Here is a 19,631-nt window from a genome sequence, read left to right as displayed (position 1 = left end):
GTGAGCAGGAAGCCGTCAGCCTCGAGCGACCATGGCGGCGGAGAGCCCCTCTGGCGCCACTTCGCCATGGCCGCGCTCATCGCAGCCCTGCTGATCCCGGTTCTCTACGTTCCGCCTTTTCGCCTCATCGAAGCGCGGCTCTACGATATTCTCTCTGTGATCGCGCCGCCGCTCCCGGCACGGCCGGGCGCCGTGGTGGTGGCAATCGACGAGCCGTCCATCGGAGAAATCGGCCAGCGCTGGCCGTGGTCGCGGGAGCTTCACGCGAAACTGGTCGAGAGCCTGCGCATGGCGGGCGCGAAGGTGATCGCCTTCGATATCATCTTCGCCGACCCGACCACCGAGGAAGCCGATACGGCCTTGGCAAAGGCGCTCGGCCCGGATGCGGTGCTGGCAGCCGACGATGTCACCACCCCGCTGGCTCAGGGCATCCAGGTGACTCGGGTCAGCCCTCTTGATCCGTTCCTCGATGCCGGTGCGGTGGCCGGCATGGCCTCGATGCATCTCGATGGAGATGCCTATCTGCGCCGCATGCCGCCGATGCCGGACAGCTTTGCCGCCGAAGTGCTTCGGCTGAAGGGGGAGCCGCAGGCCACCGCTCCCGATGGCGCGCTGATCCAATATTTCGGGCCAGCCCGCTCCTATCCGACCGTTTCCTATTATCAGGCTCTGGACCCGAAGAACTTCCTGCCACCAGGGTATTTCAAAGATCAGGTCGTACTGGTGGGCCTAAGCCTGAAGCAGGCGACCACGGCCGATATCGGCGCCCCCGATACGTTCGCGACCCCCTATACGCTGACCGAAGGCACCCTCACGGCCGGCGTCGAGGTCCAGGCCACGATCCTCGACAATCTTCGTCACAATCTCTACGTGCTGCCCGTGCCGCGGCTTGTCATGGTGCTTCTGGTGATCGCCGGAGCTTTTCTGGCCGCGGCCTTTTCCACCCACGGCGTGTCCTGGAGGACCGGACTGGCGGCAGCCTTCCTGCTCGCCTTCTTCATCATAGGATCCTGGGTCGTGCTGCGCTTCGGCCGCGTCTGGGCACCGCCGGCCTTGCCGGCGGCGGCGGCGCTTGCCGTCTTCGGGACGAGGTTCGGCCTGGATTATGCCCGTGAGCGCCAGCTGCGCCGTACCGTGTCAGAAGCGTTCTCGCGCTATCTCTCGCCCGATCTCGTGGCGCAGCTCGCGCGCGATCCGAGTGCCCTCAAGCTCGGGGGCGAGCGCCGCAATCTCTCGATCCTGTTCTGCGACGTGCGCGGCTTCACGACCCTGTCGGAGAAATTGAAGGACGAGCCGGAGCGGCTGACCACGCTCATCAACCGCCTGCTCGATCCGCTCTCCGAGGCGGTGCTGGCGGAAGGCGGTACCATCGACAAATATATCGGCGATTGCGTGATGGCGTTCTGGAACGCGCCGCTGCCGAGCCCGGACCATCCCTTGCGCGCCGCGCGCGCCGCCATGCGCATGCTGGAAGCGGTCGATATTCTGAATGCGCAGCTGCGGCAGGAAATGGGCGAGGATGCACCGCGCTTCGCCATCGGTGTCGGCATCAACACCGGCGATTGCGTGGTCGGCAATGTAGGCTCGCGCTGGCGCTACGATTATTCCGTGCTCGGCGACACGGTGAACCTCGCCTCGCGTCTGGAGAGCCTGTCGAAGGAATACGGTGTCGCCATCGTTCTCGGTCCCGCGACGGCGGAAGCGCTGCGGGAGCATTTCGTGCTGATCGAACTCGACCGCATCGCTGTCAAAGGGCGCGCCGAGAAAACCGCCATCTTCACCATCGTGGCACCGGCTGGACAGAGTCAGGATCCTGCGCTTGCGGAGCTGACGGAGCTGCATCCGACGCTTCTCGACAGCATCGGCGCCGGACGGCGGGTCGAGGCTCTCGAACTCGTCCAGCAGTGCCAGGCGCTCGCTCCATCCCTGTCGAACTACTACAAGAAGATCCTGCTCAAGGCGACGGCCATCCCTGAATAACCGATTTCCCCTCGAAGCCTGGCCGCCACACGACTTTGCCGTTCATCGCCCATGATCAGACTTGACCTGCACATGAAATGTTTTTCCGCCAACGTGATTTTGCGAACGAATTGCAAATAAAAACAAAGTCTTGCGCTTGAGACAGCACGGTCTATAAGGGCGCCTCGTTTCCCGCAGAACCCTCTCGTTACGCATCGCGCCATGGACAAGATTCAAAAACTTGCCCTCGGCAGCATATTCGTCGGAACCATTGTTTTCGTCCTGAAATATGCCGCCTATTACATCACGGGCAGCATTGCGCTTTATTCGGATGCGCTGGAGAGCGTCATCAATGTGGTGACGGCGGTGGCGGCCTTCATGGCCGTGCGCCTGAGCGCCACGCCGGCCGATGCAAACCACCCTTACGGCCACCACAAGGTGGAATATTTCTCCGCGGTTCTCGAAGGCGTGCTGATCATCGTGGCGGCACTCGCCATCCTGCGGGAAGCGTATTTCGGTTTCCTGTCTCCCAAGGTCATCGATGCCCCCGTGCAGGGCCTTGCCATCAATGCGTTGGCCGGTGTGATCAACGCTTTCTGGTCCTGGATGCTGATCAGCCGGGGCCGACGCCTGCGTTCACCCGCACTCGTGGCCGACGGACGCCATCTCCTGACCGACGTGATGACCTCTGCCGGCGTTATCGTCGGCCTCCTGCTCGTTCCGCTCACCGGCTGGCACTGGCTCGATTCTGCCCTTGCCGCATTGGTGGCCCTCAACATCCTCTGGTCCGGCTGGGGTCTGATGAAGGAAAGCATCGGCGGCCTCATGGACGAGGCCTTGCCCGAGGCGACCTTGAGCCGCGTCCGCGAGATCATCGCGGTCAATGCGGAAGGCGCCATCGAAGCGCACGACCTGCGCACGCGCCATGCCGGCCGGATGATCTTCATCGATTTCCATCTGGTGGTGCCGGGCCACATGAGCGTCACTGATGCCCATGACATCTGCGACCGGCTGGAGCGCGCCCTCAAGGCAGATGTGAAGGATTCGCTCATCACGATCCACGTGGAGCCCGACAACAAAGCCAAGCACGCAGGCATCGTGGTGCTGTAGAACTTTTTGCACCGGGTTGGTTCGACAGTCATTGTCTGCTGTCCGGATCATTAAATCTTTAATGCATCGTTAAAATTTTTCAGTATTTACCAAGATTACAGTCCCATTTTTCTGCAGGATTAAGTAGTTCTGCGTAATGACTTGCCCGAAACTGAAAATTTATAACGAGAATGCCTGGTTGAGCGCGTCGTGGGGGCGCGCGCCTCCCGCGGCGATGCGGGCGGGCCACCGAACAGCGATGCGTGCCTTGAACAATCTCAAGATTATTACGAAGCTGGCGATCCCGGTCATCGTGATGATGGCCGTCACCATCGGCCTCATCATCTTTGCGAGGAGCGGCCTCGATACGCTTGCGGAGAATACGCAGCAGATCATCGACACTCACGCAGCGCGACGTGACATCGCTCTCACCATCAAGGTGAACGTGAACGAAGCCTCCATCCAGGAAAAGAACCTGCTCATCGAAAAACGCTTCCAGGAGATGGCCGTCTACGACGAGGCCTTCAGAGAGGCCAAGAAAGCAGCCCTGACGAATCTGGATGCCCTGATCGCGCTCTCGGATACAGCGGAGCTTCGGGCAGCCAATGAACAGCTGAAACGGAATGTCGAAGACTATTTCGCAATCATGGGCCGAACCATTGCCCATGCGCAGCTGAACGAAAGCGACGAGGCCTTCGCGCTCTCGACCGGCGATGGACGGGCCCTGCGCAAGAAGACCCTGGACATTCTCGATAACCAGACCGCAGCCATTGCTCAGGCTCTCGATCGAGCCAAGGCGGACGCGACTTCTCTCGCGTCCTTCACGTCGACGCAGCTGATTACGGCGTCCTTTGTGGGCTTGACGCTGGCGATCGGCCTGCTCTGCACGATCGCGATCTTCGGCGTTGTCCGCCCGATCTCCGTGACAACGGCAGCCATGAACAGTCTTGCAAACGGCGATCTCGGGGTGGCTGTGACAGGAGTCGAGCGCAAGGACGAGGTCGGTGCACTGGCCCGCTCGCTGCAGGTGTTCAAGGACAACGCCATCGAGGCCCGTCGTCTCGCAGCGGAGCAGGAAGCAGAGAACGAGGCCAAGATGCGCCGTGCCGAGCTGCTCGATCAATTGACCAAGCGCTTCGAGTTCAACGTCTCGACCCTGACGCAGGGCCTGTCCTCCGCGGCAACCGAGATGGAGGCCACGGCGCAGTCGATGACCACCATCGCCGGCCAGACCACCACGCAATCCGTCACTGTGGCCTCCGTGGCGCAGCAGACTTCGGCCAATGTGCAGACCGTGGCGGCCGCCACGGAAGAGCTCTCCATCTCGATCCGCGAGATCGCGTCTCAGGTGAGCCAGTCCTCACAGATTGCGGAACGGGCAGTCGAAGGGGCCCAGCGCACCAACGGCACAGTACAGGATCTCGCCGCCATGGCCGACAGGATCGGCAACGTGGTGCAGCTGATCAACACCATCGCGGGCCAGACCAATCTGCTGGCGCTCAACGCCACCATCGAGGCGGCGCGCGCCGGCGAGGCCGGCAAGGGTTTTGCTGTTGTCGCCTCCGAGGTCAAGGATCTGGCTAATCAGACGGCCAAAGCGACGGAAGAAATCTCGATTCAGATCAATTCCGTTCAGCAGGCCACCCAGCAGACGGTTTCGGCGATCCAGGAAATCGCCCGCACGATCACCGAGATGTCGCAGATTGCCGTGTCGATTGCGACGGCGATGGAGGAGCAGGGAGCGGCCACGGCCGAGATCGCGCGCAACGTACAGGAGGCGGCGCGCGGCACTGAACAGGTGACCGGGAGCATTGTGGATGTGCAGCACGGCGCCGGCGAGACCGGGGCGGCAGCCAGCCAGGTGCTGGGCGCTGCACAGGAGCTGTCGCGCCATTCCAACGACCTGGGACGGGAGGTCGCAGCCTTCCTCTCGGAGGTCAAGGCAGCCTGAGCATCTCCGTTCAACATCCACCGAAATCAAAAAGGCTCGGCTAACTGTTAGCCGAGCCCATTTTCTTTGCCGCCACGCTGAAACAAGCGCCCTTCGAGAATCTTTAGGTTACGATGGGTTGAGGTCTCGCTCCTGGAGACATACCCATCGTAGAGAGCGGACCGGCATGCTTGTTCGAGCGGGTTCCTGACCGACGCTGGTTCCGCAACATCGATGAACCGGGCACCCGCCCCGGCTTGAACGGATGGAGGCAGGCATCGCGATTTCGCCTGGGCTGAAGACCCCCTCCGCGTCGATACTTTGAGCGTTGGAGGCACCCTTCAGCTCGACATTTTGGAATTCACTAACCGGTTTACCCGGATGAACGTCAATGACGTGTGACCGAGAGTCACCGCGGGCCCTTCCATCCATGGAATGGGCCCGTTTGATTCATGAGCGCAGCTTCTTGCTGGACGCATCGTCTGGAGCATTTTTCGGCGAAGTGGATCCGGTTCGCCGTCAAAAAATGCAGCAGCCCCAAAAATGCGGCAACCCAAGGAGAAGAGATGATTCCACGTCAGTGGAAACAGCTCTAGCGCATCGTGCGGAAAAGTGGTCCCGGTTTTCCGCACGATGCGCTCTCCAAAGAGTGGAGCATCGGATCAGATTCCAAAAGTGGGTCCACTTTTGGGTCCGATGCTCTAGTGCGAAGAACCAGAGCCACTTCTCCACACGATGCTTAAAACACGAAAGGCGCCCGAAGGCGCCTTGTCGATGAGTTTCCCTTGGGAAGGAAATTGGAGCGGGCGAAGGGATTCGAACCCTCGACCCCAACCTTGGCAAGGTTGTGCTCTACCCCTGAGCTACACCCGCACGCTCCCTCTCGTCTCTAGCATCGGACCCAAAAGTGGAATGCGCTTTTGGGAGCACTCCGATGCTCCTCGTCATGTTGGCGCATCGTTCGGTGCGGAAAACTGTAAACACTTTTCCGCACGATGCGCTAGCAGGATGGTGGAGCCAGGCGGAATCGAACCGCCGACCTCTTGAATGCCATTCAAGCGCTCTCCCAACTGAGCTATGACCCCCTGCCATGCCTTCCGGCCTGACGTCGCCGTCAGGAGTGGAATGGTGCCGCAAGAGGGATTCGAACCCCCGACCCCCTCATTACGAATGAGGTGCTCTACCAGCTGAGCTATTGCGGCATCGCAATTCTGCGATCCGAGAGGCCGCCCTCTTACCCGCTCCCCCGCCGCTTGGCAAGGGAGGGAAAGGTCGGAACGGCCTACCAGACCGAAAAAACGCTGCGACGTGCGGACGCCTGTTCCTTCGGCTTCGGCACGTCGGGCGGCGTGGTCGGGAAGACAACCGGCTCGGGCTGCGGGAGGGATGCTTCCTCCTTTACCTCATCCCTGACCGGCTCTGCGACGATGGCTTCGGCGCGGACTTCTTTCTCCGCAGGCGCGGGCTCAGGTGCGGGAGCGGGCTCGCTGACAGGCGGGGGAGCAGGCTCTTCCGCTGCCGCAATGGGCAGCGCCCTGACCTCGTCATCGAGATCGGCCGTCACGTCGTCGTGCAGGGTGAGCTCGGGGGCGATCAGCACATCGGGCGGCGCCTGCCAGACGAAAGCGTCGAGGCGGCCGGTGACGGGGGAGATCGGCGCCCAGTGGTCCGACACAACCCCGTCGGCGATCCAGGCCGGATCCCGCGGCGCGCGGGTGGCGCGGGCGAGCCATTCCCGGCCCTTGCCCGTGGAGCCGTGCTCCGCCTGCTCCAAATCGGACATGAGCAGGCACACCCGCATGCTCGGACGATCCTGCAGGAGCGGTTCGAGTGCATCGCGGGCGCGGCCGAACTCGCGCGCTTCGAGAGCCGAGCGTGCCACAGCGAGCCTGCCTTCCGGGGCTCCGTTGGAAAGGCGGGACAGGGTCTCGGCGCGCTTGAGGCGGTCGAGAGCGGAATCGCCTGGGCGAAGATTAAGATAGACTTCCGCCAGATCCGGATGCGGCTGGGTGCTCCAGGCGGCTTCCACCACCTTGGCGGCCTTGCGCAAATCGCCCTTTCGCGACAGCAGACGGCCGGCAAGGGCCGCAGCCGGCACGAGGTCGGGCGCGAGCTTCGTGGCATCCTGAGCGCTGCGGAGCGCACCTTCCGGATCGTGATCGACCCTTTCCAGGGCATCGGCGGTCAGAAGCACAGCCCGGTGACGCTTGGCCGTTTTCTTGTCGAGAAGACCGAGAGAGGTCCGCCGCTCGACGGTCTCCAGGGCTCCGCGCCAATCCCGTTCAGCGCAGCGTGCTTCGAGAACCGCATCGCTCGCCCAGGCGGCGGCCGGGGCCAGACGCACGGCTTCGGAGGCGTATTGGTGGGCCGAGGCTGCATCACCCCGGCGTCGCGCCTCGACGAACAGGCCGCGCAGGCCGAGAACCCGAGTCTCGTCCTCGTCCATCATCTGCGTGAAGGCTGCCTCGGCTGCCTCCCGATTGCCCGAGACCTGGGCGGCCTGGGCCTTGAGCAGCAGCGTCAGCGGCTCCTTACCCAGGAGGCGCTCGGCCTCGTTGGCATAGCGGCGGGCGGCGATGGTATCGCCCGCGCCGACCGCCACCATGCCCCTGGAGACGGCCTGATAGCCGCGGGAACGGCGGCGCGCACGGGACGCGAAGGTCAGGCGGGTGGGAAGCTGGATGAGACCGGTGATCAGGGCCCAGAGCAGAGCCAGCGCCAAAGCCAGGCCGGCCAGCGCGATGGCGGCCACCGCCACCGACATCTGAATCTCATAGCCGCCGAAGGTGATCAGGACCGTCCCCGGCCGGTCGGCCAGCCAGACCGCGCCAAAGGCCGCGACGCAGAGAAGACCGATGAAAACAAGAGCGCGCCACATGCGGGGCAGATCCTTTTATTGCGTCGTACGGTTGAGGGTGGCGAGAGCATCGGTGCTGATCGCCTGCGCGGCCTGATGGGCCGCGGCGACCGCCTTGACCTGCCGGCCCCATTCCTCGGAAAGCCGCCGCGACGGCTCCGGCAAGGCATCCCATGCGGCAGCGGCCTCGACCACATCGCCGTGCTCCAGGGCCTGCCGGATGCGTGCAGTAAGGGCCGGAACGCCGGTCGAGCCGGCTTCGTTCACCGGCTTGACCGTGACCACCCGGTCGGCCATGCGCAGCAGCCGGTCGGTCCAGCTGTTCGTCGGGCCGCGGCTCTCACGCAGGATCGCCGTCTCGACCGGCTCGAAGCTGCGGGCCAGCGACTCCGCCGTCGGAGCGCCCTGCTGCGCGAAGGGCTCCAGAGGCGCCACGCGGCTCGCCTCGGCTCCGGCCTTCTTCACGCCGTCGAGCACGTCCGCATAAGGCGTGCCGCTGTTCAGCGTATCGTTCAGGCGACCAGCGAGAACGACCTTGGTTCCGGTCTGGCTCGCTGCCTCGGCGTTCCGGGTGTTTTCCACCGCCTGCTGAGAGAGCGCGGCAAGACGCTGCTCCTGCTCGGAGAAGCGGCGGTCGGTGTCCGTGAACCGGCGCTCCGTCTCCCCAAAACGTCTTTCCGCTTCACCGAATTGGCGGACCTGGTCAGCGAAGCGACGATCCAGATCCGTAATGCGGCGGTCGAGATCCTGCGTGACGTTCGCGGCATTCGTCGCGTTCTGGGCATTCGCCCGAACCTGCTCGTCCAGCGCCGAAAGACGGCTGGTCAGGTCCGTGAGCGCCGCCTCGTTCTGGGGAGCCGGCTGCGGAGCCTCAGGCATGGGACGGTTCAGGGCTGCCTCGGCTTGGCTCGCGGCCTGCTGGGCCGTGCTCTGGATGCCTTGGAGCCGTTGATCCAGCTCGCCCTTGGCGGTTTCGAGCGCCTGCACGCGCTCGGTCAGCGCCTGGACATTGCCCTGCGGCTGACCAGCCGGTCCGGGCTGCCGGAGGGCTCCCAGGCGCTGCTCGAGCTGAGCCAGACGCAACTCGACCGGCTGGTTCTGCCCTGGCGATTCCTGCCATGCCTGCAATCCATAGAGAAGCCCGGCACCGATGACGCCTCCGAGCAGGCCGGCCCCGATCAGGGCACCGGCGGAACTGCGCTGCTCGGGAGCGGGGCGCGGAGGCACGGTTTCCTCGCGCGTCTGCGACGTGGAAGGTTCTCCGAAGGAGCTTTCCGGTAAAATGGTATCCTGCCTTCCAGACTCCTCGACGGAGGCCCCGGAGGGGAGCGTATCGGTGCCGATCCCCGAATCGAGAGTGGCTTCAGGTGAAACCACCACATTATCGGCCGGAGGCTCGCTGGAGCTGGCGATGGTCTCTTCCGGCTGCGCACCCGGCAGGGTATCCGCCGATGCAGCCTCCGGCGCGCGAACGTCCCTGCCAAGAGTGTCCGGTCCAAACGTGTCGTTCCCAAGCGTATCCTGGGCTTCGCCTTCGGGACTGGCCCGAACCGAACCGTCGTTGATCACGGTCGCCTTCAGGTCGAGGGTCGCCGGCTCACGCGAGGGCTTCTTGCGGGACGATTTCGGACGTCGGGGATCAGATGAATCGGTCACGGGTCACTCTTGCACGGGTCGCCAGGGAGGGATTCGCCTGGAGCGAGATCTTCAAACGGTCAGTGTGAAAGGCAATTGAGGCGAGCTTGGGCGCAGCGTTTCGTTCCCTCCCTGCGGTACGATCTCAAAATCGGACAGGCTCATCGGATCATGATCCTCTCCATATGGCAAAGATCCCTATCACCAGGATCGTAACCAAAGCGGCGACAGGTTTCACGGGAGCGGATCGAGGAGCCCAAGAAGCGCCTCCTCGGAAGGCTCTCCCGCCACAAGGGTCTTAGCGCCGGCCGACATCAGGGGCGCAGCCACATCGGCCGACAGGCAGAGATGGGGAAAAGTTTTGAGACTGGACGCCAGTCCCGCCTCCTCCGCCAGCCGGACGACGAGATCCGCGCTCCGCCGTGAATAATGGAGCGCGGCGCCGATTTGGCCAGTGCGCAGGGCCTCGATGGCAGCATCGGGAAGATGTTCGACGGCTTTCGCCTCATAGGCCTCCCATTGCAGCACGTGAAATCCCGCCGCGCGCAGGGAAGCCGCCGGCTCCTCCTTGTGATGACGGGCCGTCACGTGGAAAAGGGTGAGGCTGGATTGCAGCTGCCCACGAATCAGCCGCGATAGCGAAACCGCGTCGCCTTCCGCCACGGACACGTCGACGAATCCTTGCGAGCGCACCGCATCGGCCGTGCGCTCGCCGACGGCAAAGACCGGCTTTTGCCGCTCCAGATCGCCCAGAGCATCGACGGCGTGAGCGCTCGTGACGATGAGCGCATCATAAGCTCCGTCGGGCTTGAGGTCGCCCGTCGGCACGATCCGGGTGACGGGCGCAAGGCACGCCTCATGACCGCGCGCCGTCAGCCTCTCGGCCGTGCGCTCGGCGTCCTCGGGCGAGCGGGTGACGAGGATTCGCATCAGGCTTTCAGGAAATCCGGCGGCATGCGGGAGCGAAGTTCCGAGCCAGCCTCGCGCCCGAGCGCCACGGCATCGTCGGGCGAGCCGCGGCGCACGACCTCCAGGCTCTCAGAGCCATCCGGACGCAGCACGAGGCCGCGGATTTCGAGTTCGCTGCCGTTCAGCCGCGCATGGCCCGCAATCGGCGTGCGGCAGGAACCGTCGAGGATGGTGAGAAAGGCGCGCTCGGCGGCGAGCGCCTGGCCGGTCGGCGCATCGAGGATTGGATGAAGCGCCTGACGCACCCGCTCGTCTTCGGCCCGGATCGCGATGGCGATGGCGCCCTGTCCCACGGCGGGGAGGAAATCGTCCGTTTCGAGAACCGTCGTCACATGACCGGTGAGCCCGAGACGGCGCAGGCCCGCCATGGCGAGGAGAGTCGCATCGACCTCGCCGCGCTCGAGCTTTGCCAGACGCGTCTGCACGTTGCCGCGCAGAAGTGTCACCTGGAGATCCGGCCGCAGGCGGCGGATCTGCGCCTGCCGCCGCAGGGACGCGGAGCCGACAATGGCTCCTTGCGGCAAATCGTTCAAACTCTTGAAGCGATGGCTGATGAAGGCGTCGCGCACATCCTCGCGCGGCAGGAAGCCGGCGATGACGATTCCGCCCGGCAGGGTCGTCGGCAGGTCCTTGGCGGAATGGACCGCGAGATCGATGGAGCCGTCGAGCAGCGCAATGTCGAGTTCCTTGGTGAAGAGTCCCTTGCCGCCAGCCTCCGAGAGGGGCCGGTCCTGGATCGCATCGCCCGTGGTCTTGATGATCGACAGGGGCAGGTGCTCCACGGTCCAGCCATGGGCGGCGACCAGCCTGTCTTGCGTCTCGTGAGCCTGTGCGAGAGCCAAGGGGCTTCCTCGCGTACCGATGACCAGGGTGGGTGAAGCGGTCATTCTGGCTGGGTTCTCCTTCAAGCATGATCAGGATAAGTGGAAGCCGGTTGTCCGCCCGGATCATGCGAATTCAATAGAATGTCAAATGCGATCTGCGTTTGATCTTGTGCGGCGCGGCGGACTATAGGGGGAGGAACGCCGGGCCGAAAGCCCGGACAACACCTTAATCGAGCAGCCAACGATCATGCGCATTCTAGGCATCGAGACCACCTGCGACGAGACCGCGGCCGCCGTGGTCGGCGTCGGCTTCGACGGACGCGGCGAGATCCTCTCCAACGAGGTGCTGAGCCAGATCGCCGAACATGCCCGCTATGGCGGCGTCGTGCCGGAAATCGCCGCCCGCGCCCATGTGGAGGTGATCGACCGGCTCGTCGCCCGCGCGCTGAAAGGCGCCAATTGCTCGGTGAAGGACATCGACGGCATCGCGGTGGCGGCCGGTCCCGGGTTGATCGGCGGCGTGCTGGTGGGCCTGACCACGGCGAAAGCCATCGCGCTCGTGACCCGCAAGCCCCTGATGGCGGTGAACCATCTCGAAGCCCATGCGCTCACCGCACGCCTCACCGACGGCATCGGGTTCCCCTATCTCCTGCTGCTCGCCTCCGGCGGCCACACGCAACTCGTGGCGGTGCGCGGCGTCGGCGATTACGTCCGCCTCGGCACCACCATCGACGACGCCATCGGCGAGGCCTTCGACAAGGTCGCCAAGATGCTGGGCCTCCCCTATCCCGGCGGGCCGCACGTGGAACAGGAGGCAGCAAAGGGCAATCCGGAGCGCTTCGCCCTGCCACGGCCGATGCAGGGCCGCGCGGAGCCGAATTTCTCGCTCTCCGGCCTCAAGACCGCCGTGCGGATCGAGGCGGAAAAGATCGCGCCGCTCACGGGAAGCGACATCGCCGATCTCTGCGCCAGCTTCCAGGCCGCCATTGTCGACGTGGTGGTCGACCGCACCCGCGTGGCCTTACGGACCTTCCGCGACATCGCGGGCCATCCGACTGCCCTCGTGGTGGCGGGCGGCGTCGCCGCCAACCAGGGTATGCGCCAGGGGCTGCAGCGTCTCGCCGTCGAGGCCGGTCTCAAGCTCGTGGCCCCGCCGCTGAATCTGTGCGGCGACAACGGCGCCATGATCGCCTGGGCGGGCCTGGAGCGCATGCGCCTCGGCCTCATCGACGATATCGCCGCCCCCGCCCGCGCCCGCTGGCCGCTGGACACCAGCCGCGACGAGGCGGGTGCGAAGGCGTGATGGCACAGGCGGGTCCGATCGGGATTGCCGGAGCGGGTGCCTGGGGAACGGCGCTGGCCAATGCCGCGGCCATCGCCGGCAACGATGTGGCGCTCTGGATGCGCTCGCCCGAGCATGCCGCGGCGCTGACGGCGACGCGTTCCAACGAGCGTTTTCTGCCCGGCGTGCAACTCCACGACCGCATCCGTCCGACCGCCGCTCTCGCCGATCTGGCCTCCACTCGCGCCGTCCTTCTCGTCACGCCCGCTCAGACGACGCGGGAGATGAGTGCGGCGCTGGCTTCCGTGCTGCCGCCCGAGACGCCCCTGGTGCTCTGCGCCAAGGGCATTGAGCGGGAGAGCAAGGCCTTCCTCTGCGACGTGGTGGAGATCGTTCGTCCCGGCTCGCCCGTGGCCGTGCTCTCGGGCCCGAGCTTCGCCGACGACGTGGCCCGCGGCCTGCCCACCGCCGTGACGCTCGCCTGCCGCGATGCGGTTCTCGCCGAAGAGCTTGCAACGGCCCTCTCCGGCCCGACGCTGCGTGTCTATCACCGCCAGGACGTACGCGGCGTCGAGATCGGCGGCGCGGCCAAGAACGTGCTCGCCATTGCCTGCGGGGCCGTGGCCGGAAAAGGCCTCGGCGAAAGCGCCAAGGCCGCCCTCATCGCCCGCGGCTTCGCGGAACTCCTGCGTTTTGCCCGCGCCTATGGCGGCGAGGCGGAGACTTTGATGGGGCTCTCAGGGCTTGGCGACTTGGTCCTCACCTGCTCCTCGGCCCATTCGCGCAATTTCGCCTTCGGCCAGCGTCTCGGCCAGGGCATGAGTGTCGTTGAGGCCGCCGGCGGCAAGCTGGTGGAGGGGGCTGCGACCGCAAGCGCCCTCGTGGCGCTGGCGCGCGCGAAAAACATCGACATGCCGATCGCGGAAGCCGTCGAGCAGATCCTGTCCGGCGCATGGACCCTCGATCAGGCGGTCGATGCGCTGATGAACCGTCCGATCAAGTCCGAGCATTGAAGCGAAACCCGCGGAAGATTTCGCAAAACGAATGAAGGGGTAAGCACACCATGGCCCACTGGCTCTACAAATCCGAACCTTCGGTCTGGTCCTGGGAGGCCCAGGTCGCGGAAGGTGCGAAAGGCACCCACTGGAACGGCGTGCGCAACCACGTGGCCAAGCAGAACCTAATGGCAATGAAGAAGGGCGAGAAGGGCTTCTTCTATCATTCCAACGAGGGCAAGGCGGTGGTGGGCATCGTCGAGGTGATCAAGGAATACTATCCCGACCACACTGACGAGACCGGCAAGTTCGGCATGGTGGACATCAAGGCGGTGGAGCCGTTTCCGAAGCCTGTGACGCTCGACGACATCAAGAAAGAGCCGAAGCTGAAGGACATGATCCTGGTCAACAATTCCCGCCTCTCGGTACAGCCGGTGACTGACGAGGAATGGAAGCTCGTCTGCAAGATGGGCGGATTATAAGAAACGTTCTATCATGCATCCGCTTGCTGGGGTCTTGAGAATGCCTGACATCAATTATCTCGCCGTCGTGCTCGCGGCCGTTGCCGCCTGGCTCGTCGGAGCGGTCTGGTACATGGCCCTGGGAAAGCCGTGGATGGCCGCTCTCGGCAAGACCCGCGAAGAGTTGATGGGCCCGACTGGCAAACCTTCGGCAGCCCCCTTCATCATCTCCTTCGTGGCCGAACTGGTAATGGCGTTCGTGCTCGCTGTCCTCATCGTCCGGCTCGGACCGGTGACGCTCGCGAATGGAATCGCAACGGGTTTCCTGGCCTGGGTCGGGTTCGTCGCCACCAGCATGGTGGTGAATCACGGCTTTTCCGGAGCGCGCCCGATGCTGACGGCCATCGACAGCGGCCATTGGCTCGCGGTGCTCCTGGTTGAGGGGGCCGTGATCGGTGCTTTCGGATCGTAAGGGATCGGACACCCGAAAGTAGCAACGACCAAAGTCCGATCCCGGTCCCGCTTGCCGGGCCCCTCTCTCTTTCCTTAAACCTAGCGCTAATTCTATTCGAGGATGCGTTGGGAGAAGCGCCATGGAAGAGAAGATTTACGACGTGCCGGGGGAGTGGAAGCATCGGGCCTATCTGGACGATGCGGGCTATCTCGCGAAGTACGAAGCTTCCATCACGAACCCGGAGGCCTTCTGGGCCGAGGAAGCCAAGCGCATCCATTGGTTCAAGGCCCCGACCCGGATCAAGAACACCCATTTCGGGCCCGGCAACGTCGCGATCCGCTGGTTCGAGGACGGCGTCACCAACGTGGCCTATAACTGCATTGACCGGCATCTCCACACCCGCGGCGACCAGGTCGCCATCATCTGGGAAGGCGACGACCCGTCGGAATCGAAGACGATCACCTATCGCGAGCTTCATGACGAAGTCTGCCGCATGGCCAACATCATGCGCAACCGCGGCGTCGAGAAGGGCGACCGGGTCACGATCTACATGCCGATGATCCCGGAGGCCGCCTATGCCATGCTCGCCTGCGCGCGGCTCGGGGCCATCCACTCGGTGGTGTTCGGCGGCTTCTCGCCCGATTCGCTCGCAAGCCGCATCCAGGACGCCAAATCCGCCTTCATCATCACGGCGGACGAGGGCCTGCGTGGTGGTCGCAAGGTGCCGCTGAAGGTGAACGTGGATGCCGCGATCGAGCGCGTCGGTCCTGGTGTCGTCGATCACGTGCTGGTGGTGCGCCGCACCGGTTCTCCCGTCAACATGGTGCCGGGCCGTGACGTCTATTACCACGAGGCGGCCGAACTCGTCTCCGAGGAGTGCCCCTGCGAGGAGATGAACGCGGAGGATCCGCTCTTCATCCTCTACACCTCAGGGAGCACCGGAACGCCCAAGGGCGTGCTGCACACCACCGGCGGCTATCTCGTCTATGCGGCGATGACGCATCAATACGTGTTCGACTACCACGACGGCGATGTCTATTGGTGCACCGCCGACGTGGGCTGGGTCACCGGCCATTCCTACATCCTCTACGGACCGCTGGCGAACGGCGCCACGACCCTGATGTTCGAGGGCGTGCCGACCTATCCGACGATCTCCCGCTTCTGGGAGGTGATCGACAAGCACCAGGTCAACATCTTCTACACTGCCCCGACGGCGATCCGCTCGCTGATGCAGGCGGGCGAGGAACCGGTGAAGAAGACCTCGCGCAAGTCCCTGCGCCTGCTCGGCTCCGTCGGCGAGCCGATCAATCCGGAAGCCTGGGAATGGTACCATCGCGTGGTCGGCGACGACCGCTGCCCGATCGTCGATACTTGGTGGCAGACGGAGACCGGCGGCATCCTGATCACGCCGCTGCCGGGGGCCACGAAGCTCAAGCCGGGCTCGGCCACGCGGCCGTTCTTCGGCGTGAAGCCGGAAGTGGTCGATGCGGATGGCAAGGTGCTGGAGAATGCGGCCGAGGGCAACCTGGTGATCGCCGATTCCTGGCCGGGCCAGATGCGCACGGTCTACGGTGACCACGAGCGCTTCGTGCAGACCTACTTCTCGACCTATCCCGGCAAGTACTTCACCGGCGACGGCTGCCGGCGCGATGCGGACGGCTATTACTGGATCACCGGACGCGTCGACGACGTGATCAACGTCTCCGGCCATCGCATGGGCACGGCGGAGGTGGAATCGGCGCTCGTCGCCCATCCGAAGGTGTCGGAGGCCGCGGTGGTCGGCTATCCGCACGACATCAAGGGCCAGGGCATCTATGCCTATGTCACCCTGATGACCGGCGAGCAGCCCTCGGAGGATCTGCGCAAGGAACTGGTCGCCTGGGTGCGCAAGGAGATCGGCCCGATCGCCTCGCCGGACCTGATCCAGTTCGCGCCGAGCCTGCCCAAGACCCGCTCCGGCAAGATCATGCGCCGCATCCTGCGAAAAATCGCCGAGGACGAGTTCGGCTCGCTCGGCGACACCTCGACGCTGGCCGACCCCGCCGTCGTCGACGACCTGATCACCAACCGGCAGAACAAGCGCACCCAAGCGGCGTGATCGACCACGAGCGTCAGCCGATCCGGGATCGCTGGACGAGCATGACTCCTTCTTCTCTCCCCCTTGCGGGGAGGGATTGAGGGTGGGGGTCGAAAAGTCGGAGCGCGCTGCTTATATCCAGACAGCACCGAAGCGTTTACCGCCTCACTCGGCTAGCCTTCCCCCAATCAAACCACCCCCACCCTGCCCCTCCCCGCAAGGGGGAGGGAAACAGCGCCCCGTCCGGGGCGCGGTTCCTAAACCTGACGGAACCGTAGCCATGTGCTTCGCGTCTCACCCTCACGCATCATCCGCAGGAGGGTTCGAGACATGGGTGCGCGCGCCGCCTTCGCCATCGCCGCCATCATCGGTATCGTGGTCACCAGCACCGGGACTTCCGCCCGCGAAGTCGTACCCTTCGAGGGACGCGTCTCAGCGGGAACCGTCGTGATCAAAACGGCGGAGCGGCGGCTCTATTACGTGCGTGGCAACGGAACGGCGCTGCGCTACCGCGTGGCCGTGGGCAAGCCCGGCAAGCAATGGTTCGGCGAGGCGCGGATCGACGGCAAATATGTCAGGCCGGCTTGGTCGCCACCGGCGGAGGTGAAGCGCGACAACCCGCGCCTGCCCGACGTGATCCCCGGCGGCGCGTCGAACAATCCCATGGGTGCGCGGGCGCTCACCCTCGATCTCGACGAATACGCGATCCACGGCACCAATCGCCCGAGCTCCATCGGAACTTACGCGTCCTACGGCTGCATCCGCATGCTCAACGAGGACATCGTTCATCTCTACGATCAGGTGAGCGTCGGGACGCGGGTGGTGGTGGTGCCATAGATGAACGGCGAGATCTGACTGCGCCACTTAGATCAATCAAAGATCACACTGAGCCGAAGATCTTTCGGAGGCAGCGTTACGACCCGGTCAAGACATCTCTATGCCAGGAACACCGGACCTATCTTTACGGAAGGGTTAACGCATTCTCAATCTATGCGCTCGATGATGCCGAACACAATCTCTGAATAATTTCTGATAACAGTTTGGCCGGGGGGCCTCATGTTCGGTTTTCTGTCACGGATTTCTTTGCGCGCTCAGATTCTGAGTCTTGGTCTGCTCGGTGCGGCGAGCGTGGTGGTGCTTGCTCTGGTTTACATGATCGGTGACGGCACCGTGCAGGAATATCAGCGCAAGGCCGCGACCGAAACGCGCCTCGAGCACCTGATCGACGCGGCCGACAAGGGACTGCTCAAGGCCCGCCGCGCCGAGAAGGACTTCTTCCTGCGCAGCCACGAACAGCATGTCGCGGACCATGCCGGCGTCATCGCTGAGGTCAACCAGGAACTCGCCGAGGTCGAGCAGATCGCAACGTCAACCGGCAGGGCCGATCTTCAGGCTCAGGTGAGCAAACTGAAAGCCGGCCTCGTCCAGTACACCAAGCATTTCAATGCTGCGGTCGACCTTCAGCGCACGCTCGGTTTTGATGAGAAGTCAGGACTGCAGGCAGCCCTCCGGACATCGGTTCAAGCGGCCGAACAGAAATTGGAGAACTTCGACGACGATCACCTGAAGGTCTTGGTGCTGATGATGCGCCGGCATGAAAAAGACTTCATGCTCCGCGGCGATCCCAAATTCGGCGAGGACATCAAGAAGCGTGTCCAAGAGTTCACGCAGGATCTGTCGGGCACTGCGATTCCGGCCAAGACCCGGGCTGAACTCGTCGAAGCGATCACAGCTTACCAGCAAGCCGTTCTCTCCTTCATCGGGGCCCAAGTCGAGCTGATGGCCGAGAGCAAGGCTGTCGCGGAGGCTTATGCCAGCATCGAACCCGTGATCGGGGATGTCCTCAAGGCGGTCGACGAACAGTTCGAAAGCGCTCAGACCGCCGCCGAAGCAGCGATATCCCAAACCGCGTTCATCATGTGGTCTGCCATCGGCTTGACTCTCGCGGCTTTGTTGATCGCGGCTCTCACCATCGGCCGCGCAATCACGAAGCCGCTTCTGGCTATGACAGGAGCGATGCAGCGCGTTGCGCGGGGCGACTACAGCGCCCCCATACCGGGTCTCGGCTTCAGAAACGAGATCGGCGCCATGGCTGCCGCCATCCAGGTCTTCAAAACCAATGGCGAAGAAATGGAGCATCTGCGTGCCGAGCAGGAGAACACACGGATGCGAAGCGAACGCGAAAAGCAGCGCATCATGGCCGAGTTGGCTCAAAGCTTCGAGGCAAGGGTGGGTTCGCTGACCCGGAGCCTGTCCTCGGCGGCAACCGAGATGGAGGCCACGGCGCAGTCGATGACGGCGGTGGCCGGCCAGACGACGCAACGATCGGTCACCGTGTCCTCGGCGGCGCAGCAGACCTCGGCCAATGTGCAGACCGTGGCGGCCGCCACCGAGGAGCTGTCGATCTCGATCCGCGAGATCGCGTCTCAGGTGGCGCAGTCGTCGCAGATCGCCGAGCGGGCGGTGCAGGGGGCGCGCCGCACCGATGCGGCGGTGCAGGACCTAGCCACCACCGCCGCGAAGATCGGCGACGTGGTGCAGCTGATCAACACCATCGCGGGCCAGACCAACCTGCTGGCCCTCAACGCCACCATCGAGGCGGCCCGCGCCGGCGAGGCCGGCAAGGGCTTTGCCGTGGTGGCGACCGAGGTCAAGGAGCTGGCGAGCCAGACCGCCCGGGCGACGGACGAGATCTCGGCCCAGATCGGCTCGGTGCAGCAGGCGACGCAGCAGACGGTTTCGGCGATCCAGGAGATCGCCCGCACCATCACCGAGATGAGCCAGATCTCGACCGCGATCGCGGCGGCGATGGAGGAGCAGGGGGCGGCCACGGCCGAGATTGCCCGCAACGTGCAGGAGGCGGCGCGCGGCACCGAGCAGGTGACCGGCAGCATCGCCGATGTGCACCAGGGCGCCGGCGAGACCGGGGCGGCGGCCTCCCAGGTGCTGGGCGCCGCGCAGGAGCTGTCGCGCCATTCCGCCGATCTCGACCGCGAGGTCGAGCAATTCCTCGCCGGCATGCGGGCAGCCTGATCGCCCGGTCCGGACCCAGCTCAAGCCAGGGAGAAGGAACGTCAGCCCCCTCCCCTGGCGCGGCCG

Annotated in this window: 14 protein-coding genes and 3 tRNA genes; 10 read left to right on the top strand and 7 right to left on the bottom strand. The window is 64.4% G+C overall.

Translation table 11 applies throughout. From position 1 onward, the window contains the following. From JO965_RS01825 to JO965_RS01815, 3 genes are all read left to right on the top strand, one after another. Positions 1 to 1,980, top strand: a complete 1,980-nt coding sequence (locus tag JO965_RS01825) for an adenylate/guanylate cyclase domain-containing protein (RefSeq protein WP_246776710.1) — start codon at positions 1 to 3, stop codon at positions 1,978 to 1,980. A gap of 201 nt (positions 1,981 to 2,181) precedes the next feature. After that, the gene (locus tag JO965_RS01820; protein ID WP_203442020.1) at positions 2,182 to 3,069 is read left to right on the top strand and encodes a cation diffusion facilitator family transporter; all 888 of its coding nucleotides are present in this window, start codon (positions 2,182 to 2,184) and stop codon (positions 3,067 to 3,069) included. Between the two features lie 238 nt (positions 3,070 to 3,307). After that, positions 3,308 to 4,999, top strand: a complete 1,692-nt coding sequence (locus tag JO965_RS01815; RefSeq protein ID WP_203442019.1) for a methyl-accepting chemotaxis protein — start codon at positions 3,308 to 3,310, stop codon at positions 4,997 to 4,999. Positions 5,000 to 5,776: 777 nt separating this feature from the next. Here the strand turns inward: JO965_RS01815 and JO965_RS01810 are convergent. The 7 genes from JO965_RS01810 to hemC form a co-directional block, all read right to left on the bottom strand. Beyond that, positions 5,777 to 5,851: transfer RNA gene (locus tag JO965_RS01810), tRNA-Gly, on the bottom strand. A gap of 136 nt (positions 5,852 to 5,987) precedes the next feature. After that, a tRNA-Ala gene (locus JO965_RS01805) sits at positions 5,988 to 6,063 on the bottom strand. A gap of 41 nt (positions 6,064 to 6,104) precedes the next feature. Next, positions 6,105 to 6,180 (bottom strand) — tRNA-Thr (locus JO965_RS01800). Positions 6,181 to 6,260: 80 nt separating this feature from the next. After that, a complete protein-coding gene (locus JO965_RS01795; RefSeq protein WP_203442018.1) occupies positions 6,261 to 7,856 on the bottom strand; it encodes a heme biosynthesis protein HemY in 1,596 nt (531 codons plus the stop codon). Positions 7,857 to 7,871: 15 nt separating this feature from the next. Continuing rightward, a complete protein-coding gene (locus tag JO965_RS01790) occupies positions 7,872 to 9,491 on the bottom strand; it encodes a COG4223 family protein (protein WP_203442017.1) in 1,620 nt (539 codons plus the stop codon). 213 nt (positions 9,492 to 9,704) lie between these two features. Next, positions 9,705 to 10,400, bottom strand: coding sequence for a uroporphyrinogen-III synthase (locus JO965_RS01785; RefSeq protein ID WP_203442016.1), 696 nt, complete (start codon positions 10,398 to 10,400; stop codon positions 9,705 to 9,707). Then, positions 10,400 to 11,326 (bottom strand): hydroxymethylbilane synthase, encoded by a 927-nt coding sequence (gene hemC, locus JO965_RS01780; protein WP_203442015.1) that lies wholly within the window; start codon positions 11,324 to 11,326, stop codon positions 10,400 to 10,402. Before hemC ends, JO965_RS01785 begins: the two co-directional genes overlap by 1 nt. A 184-nt stretch (positions 11,327 to 11,510) precedes the next feature. Here hemC and tsaD point away from each other — a divergent pair, with 184 nt between their 5' ends. The 7 genes from tsaD (at position 11,511) to JO965_RS01745 (ending at position 19,565) form a co-directional block, all read left to right on the top strand. Further along, complete coding sequence (gene tsaD, locus JO965_RS01775; protein WP_203442014.1) at positions 11,511 to 12,566, top strand: tRNA (adenosine(37)-N6)-threonylcarbamoyltransferase complex transferase subunit TsaD; 1,056 nt, start codon at positions 11,511 to 11,513, stop codon at positions 12,564 to 12,566. Then, on the top strand, positions 12,566 to 13,558 hold the full coding sequence (locus JO965_RS01770; RefSeq protein ID WP_203442013.1) for an NAD(P)H-dependent glycerol-3-phosphate dehydrogenase: 993 nt from the start codon (positions 12,566 to 12,568) through the stop codon (positions 13,556 to 13,558). The genes tsaD and JO965_RS01770 overlap by 1 nt, the downstream gene beginning before the upstream one ends. A gap of 50 nt (positions 13,559 to 13,608) precedes the next feature. Continuing rightward, on the top strand, positions 13,609 to 14,022 hold the full coding sequence (locus JO965_RS01765; RefSeq protein ID WP_203442012.1) for an EVE domain-containing protein: 414 nt from the start codon (positions 13,609 to 13,611) through the stop codon (positions 14,020 to 14,022). A gap of 40 nt (positions 14,023 to 14,062) precedes the next feature. Further along, complete coding sequence (locus JO965_RS01760) at positions 14,063 to 14,473, top strand: DUF1761 domain-containing protein (RefSeq protein WP_203442011.1); 411 nt, start codon at positions 14,063 to 14,065, stop codon at positions 14,471 to 14,473. Between the two features lie 121 nt (positions 14,474 to 14,594). Beyond that, positions 14,595 to 16,553, top strand: a complete 1,959-nt coding sequence (gene acs, locus JO965_RS01755) for an acetate--CoA ligase (protein ID WP_203442010.1) — start codon at positions 14,595 to 14,597, stop codon at positions 16,551 to 16,553. A gap of 309 nt (positions 16,554 to 16,862) precedes the next feature. Beyond that, complete coding sequence (locus JO965_RS01750; RefSeq protein WP_203442009.1) at positions 16,863 to 17,369, top strand: L,D-transpeptidase; 507 nt, start codon at positions 16,863 to 16,865, stop codon at positions 17,367 to 17,369. 219 nt (positions 17,370 to 17,588) lie between these two features. Beyond that, positions 17,589 to 19,565: a methyl-accepting chemotaxis protein gene (locus tag JO965_RS01745; RefSeq protein ID WP_246776709.1), complete on the top strand. Its 1,977-nt coding sequence runs from the start codon at positions 17,589 to 17,591 to the stop codon at positions 19,563 to 19,565. Positions 19,566 to 19,631 lie beyond the last annotated feature (66 nt).

It is taken from the genome of Microvirga sp. VF16 (assembly GCF_016864375.1).
Classification (GTDB): domain Bacteria; phylum Pseudomonadota; class Alphaproteobacteria; order Rhizobiales; family Beijerinckiaceae; genus Microvirga.
Note: the sequence above shows the minus strand (reverse complement) of the source record. Positions and strands in the feature narration are given on the sequence as shown.

Bases quoted from the DNA above. Each gene is read 5' to 3' on its own strand.
- JO965_RS01820 (WP_203442020.1), top strand. From the start codon at position 2,182: ATGGACAAGATTCAAAAACTTGCCCTCGGCAGCATATTCGTCGGAACC.
- tsaD (WP_203442014.1), top strand. From the start codon at position 11,511: ATGCGCATTCTAGGCATCGAGACCACCTGCGACGAGACCGCGGCCGCC.
- JO965_RS01760 (WP_203442011.1), top strand. From the start codon at position 14,063: ATGCCTGACATCAATTATCTCGCCGTCGTGCTCGCGGCCGTTGCCGCC.
- acs (WP_203442010.1), top strand. From the start codon at position 14,595: ATGGAAGAGAAGATTTACGACGTGCCGGGGGAGTGGAAGCATCGGGCC.
- JO965_RS01745 (WP_246776709.1), top strand. From the start codon at position 17,589: ATGTTCGGTTTTCTGTCACGGATTTCTTTGCGCGCTCAGATTCTGAGT.
- JO965_RS01750 (WP_203442009.1), top strand. From the start codon at position 16,863: ATGGGTGCGCGCGCCGCCTTCGCCATCGCCGCCATCATCGGTATCGTG.
- JO965_RS01770 (WP_203442013.1), top strand. From the start codon at position 12,566: ATGGCACAGGCGGGTCCGATCGGGATTGCCGGAGCGGGTGCCTGGGGA.
- JO965_RS01815 (WP_203442019.1), top strand. From the start codon at position 3,308: ATGCGTGCCTTGAACAATCTCAAGATTATTACGAAGCTGGCGATCCCG.
- hemC (WP_203442015.1), bottom strand. From the start codon at position 11,326: ATGACCGCTTCACCCACCCTGGTCATCGGTACGCGAGGAAGCCCCTTG.
- JO965_RS01785 (WP_203442016.1), bottom strand. From the start codon at position 10,400: ATGCGAATCCTCGTCACCCGCTCGCCCGAGGACGCCGAGCGCACGGCC.
- JO965_RS01765 (WP_203442012.1), top strand. From the start codon at position 13,609: ATGGCCCACTGGCTCTACAAATCCGAACCTTCGGTCTGGTCCTGGGAG.
- JO965_RS01795 (WP_203442018.1), bottom strand. From the start codon at position 7,856: ATGTGGCGCGCTCTTGTTTTCATCGGTCTTCTCTGCGTCGCGGCCTTT.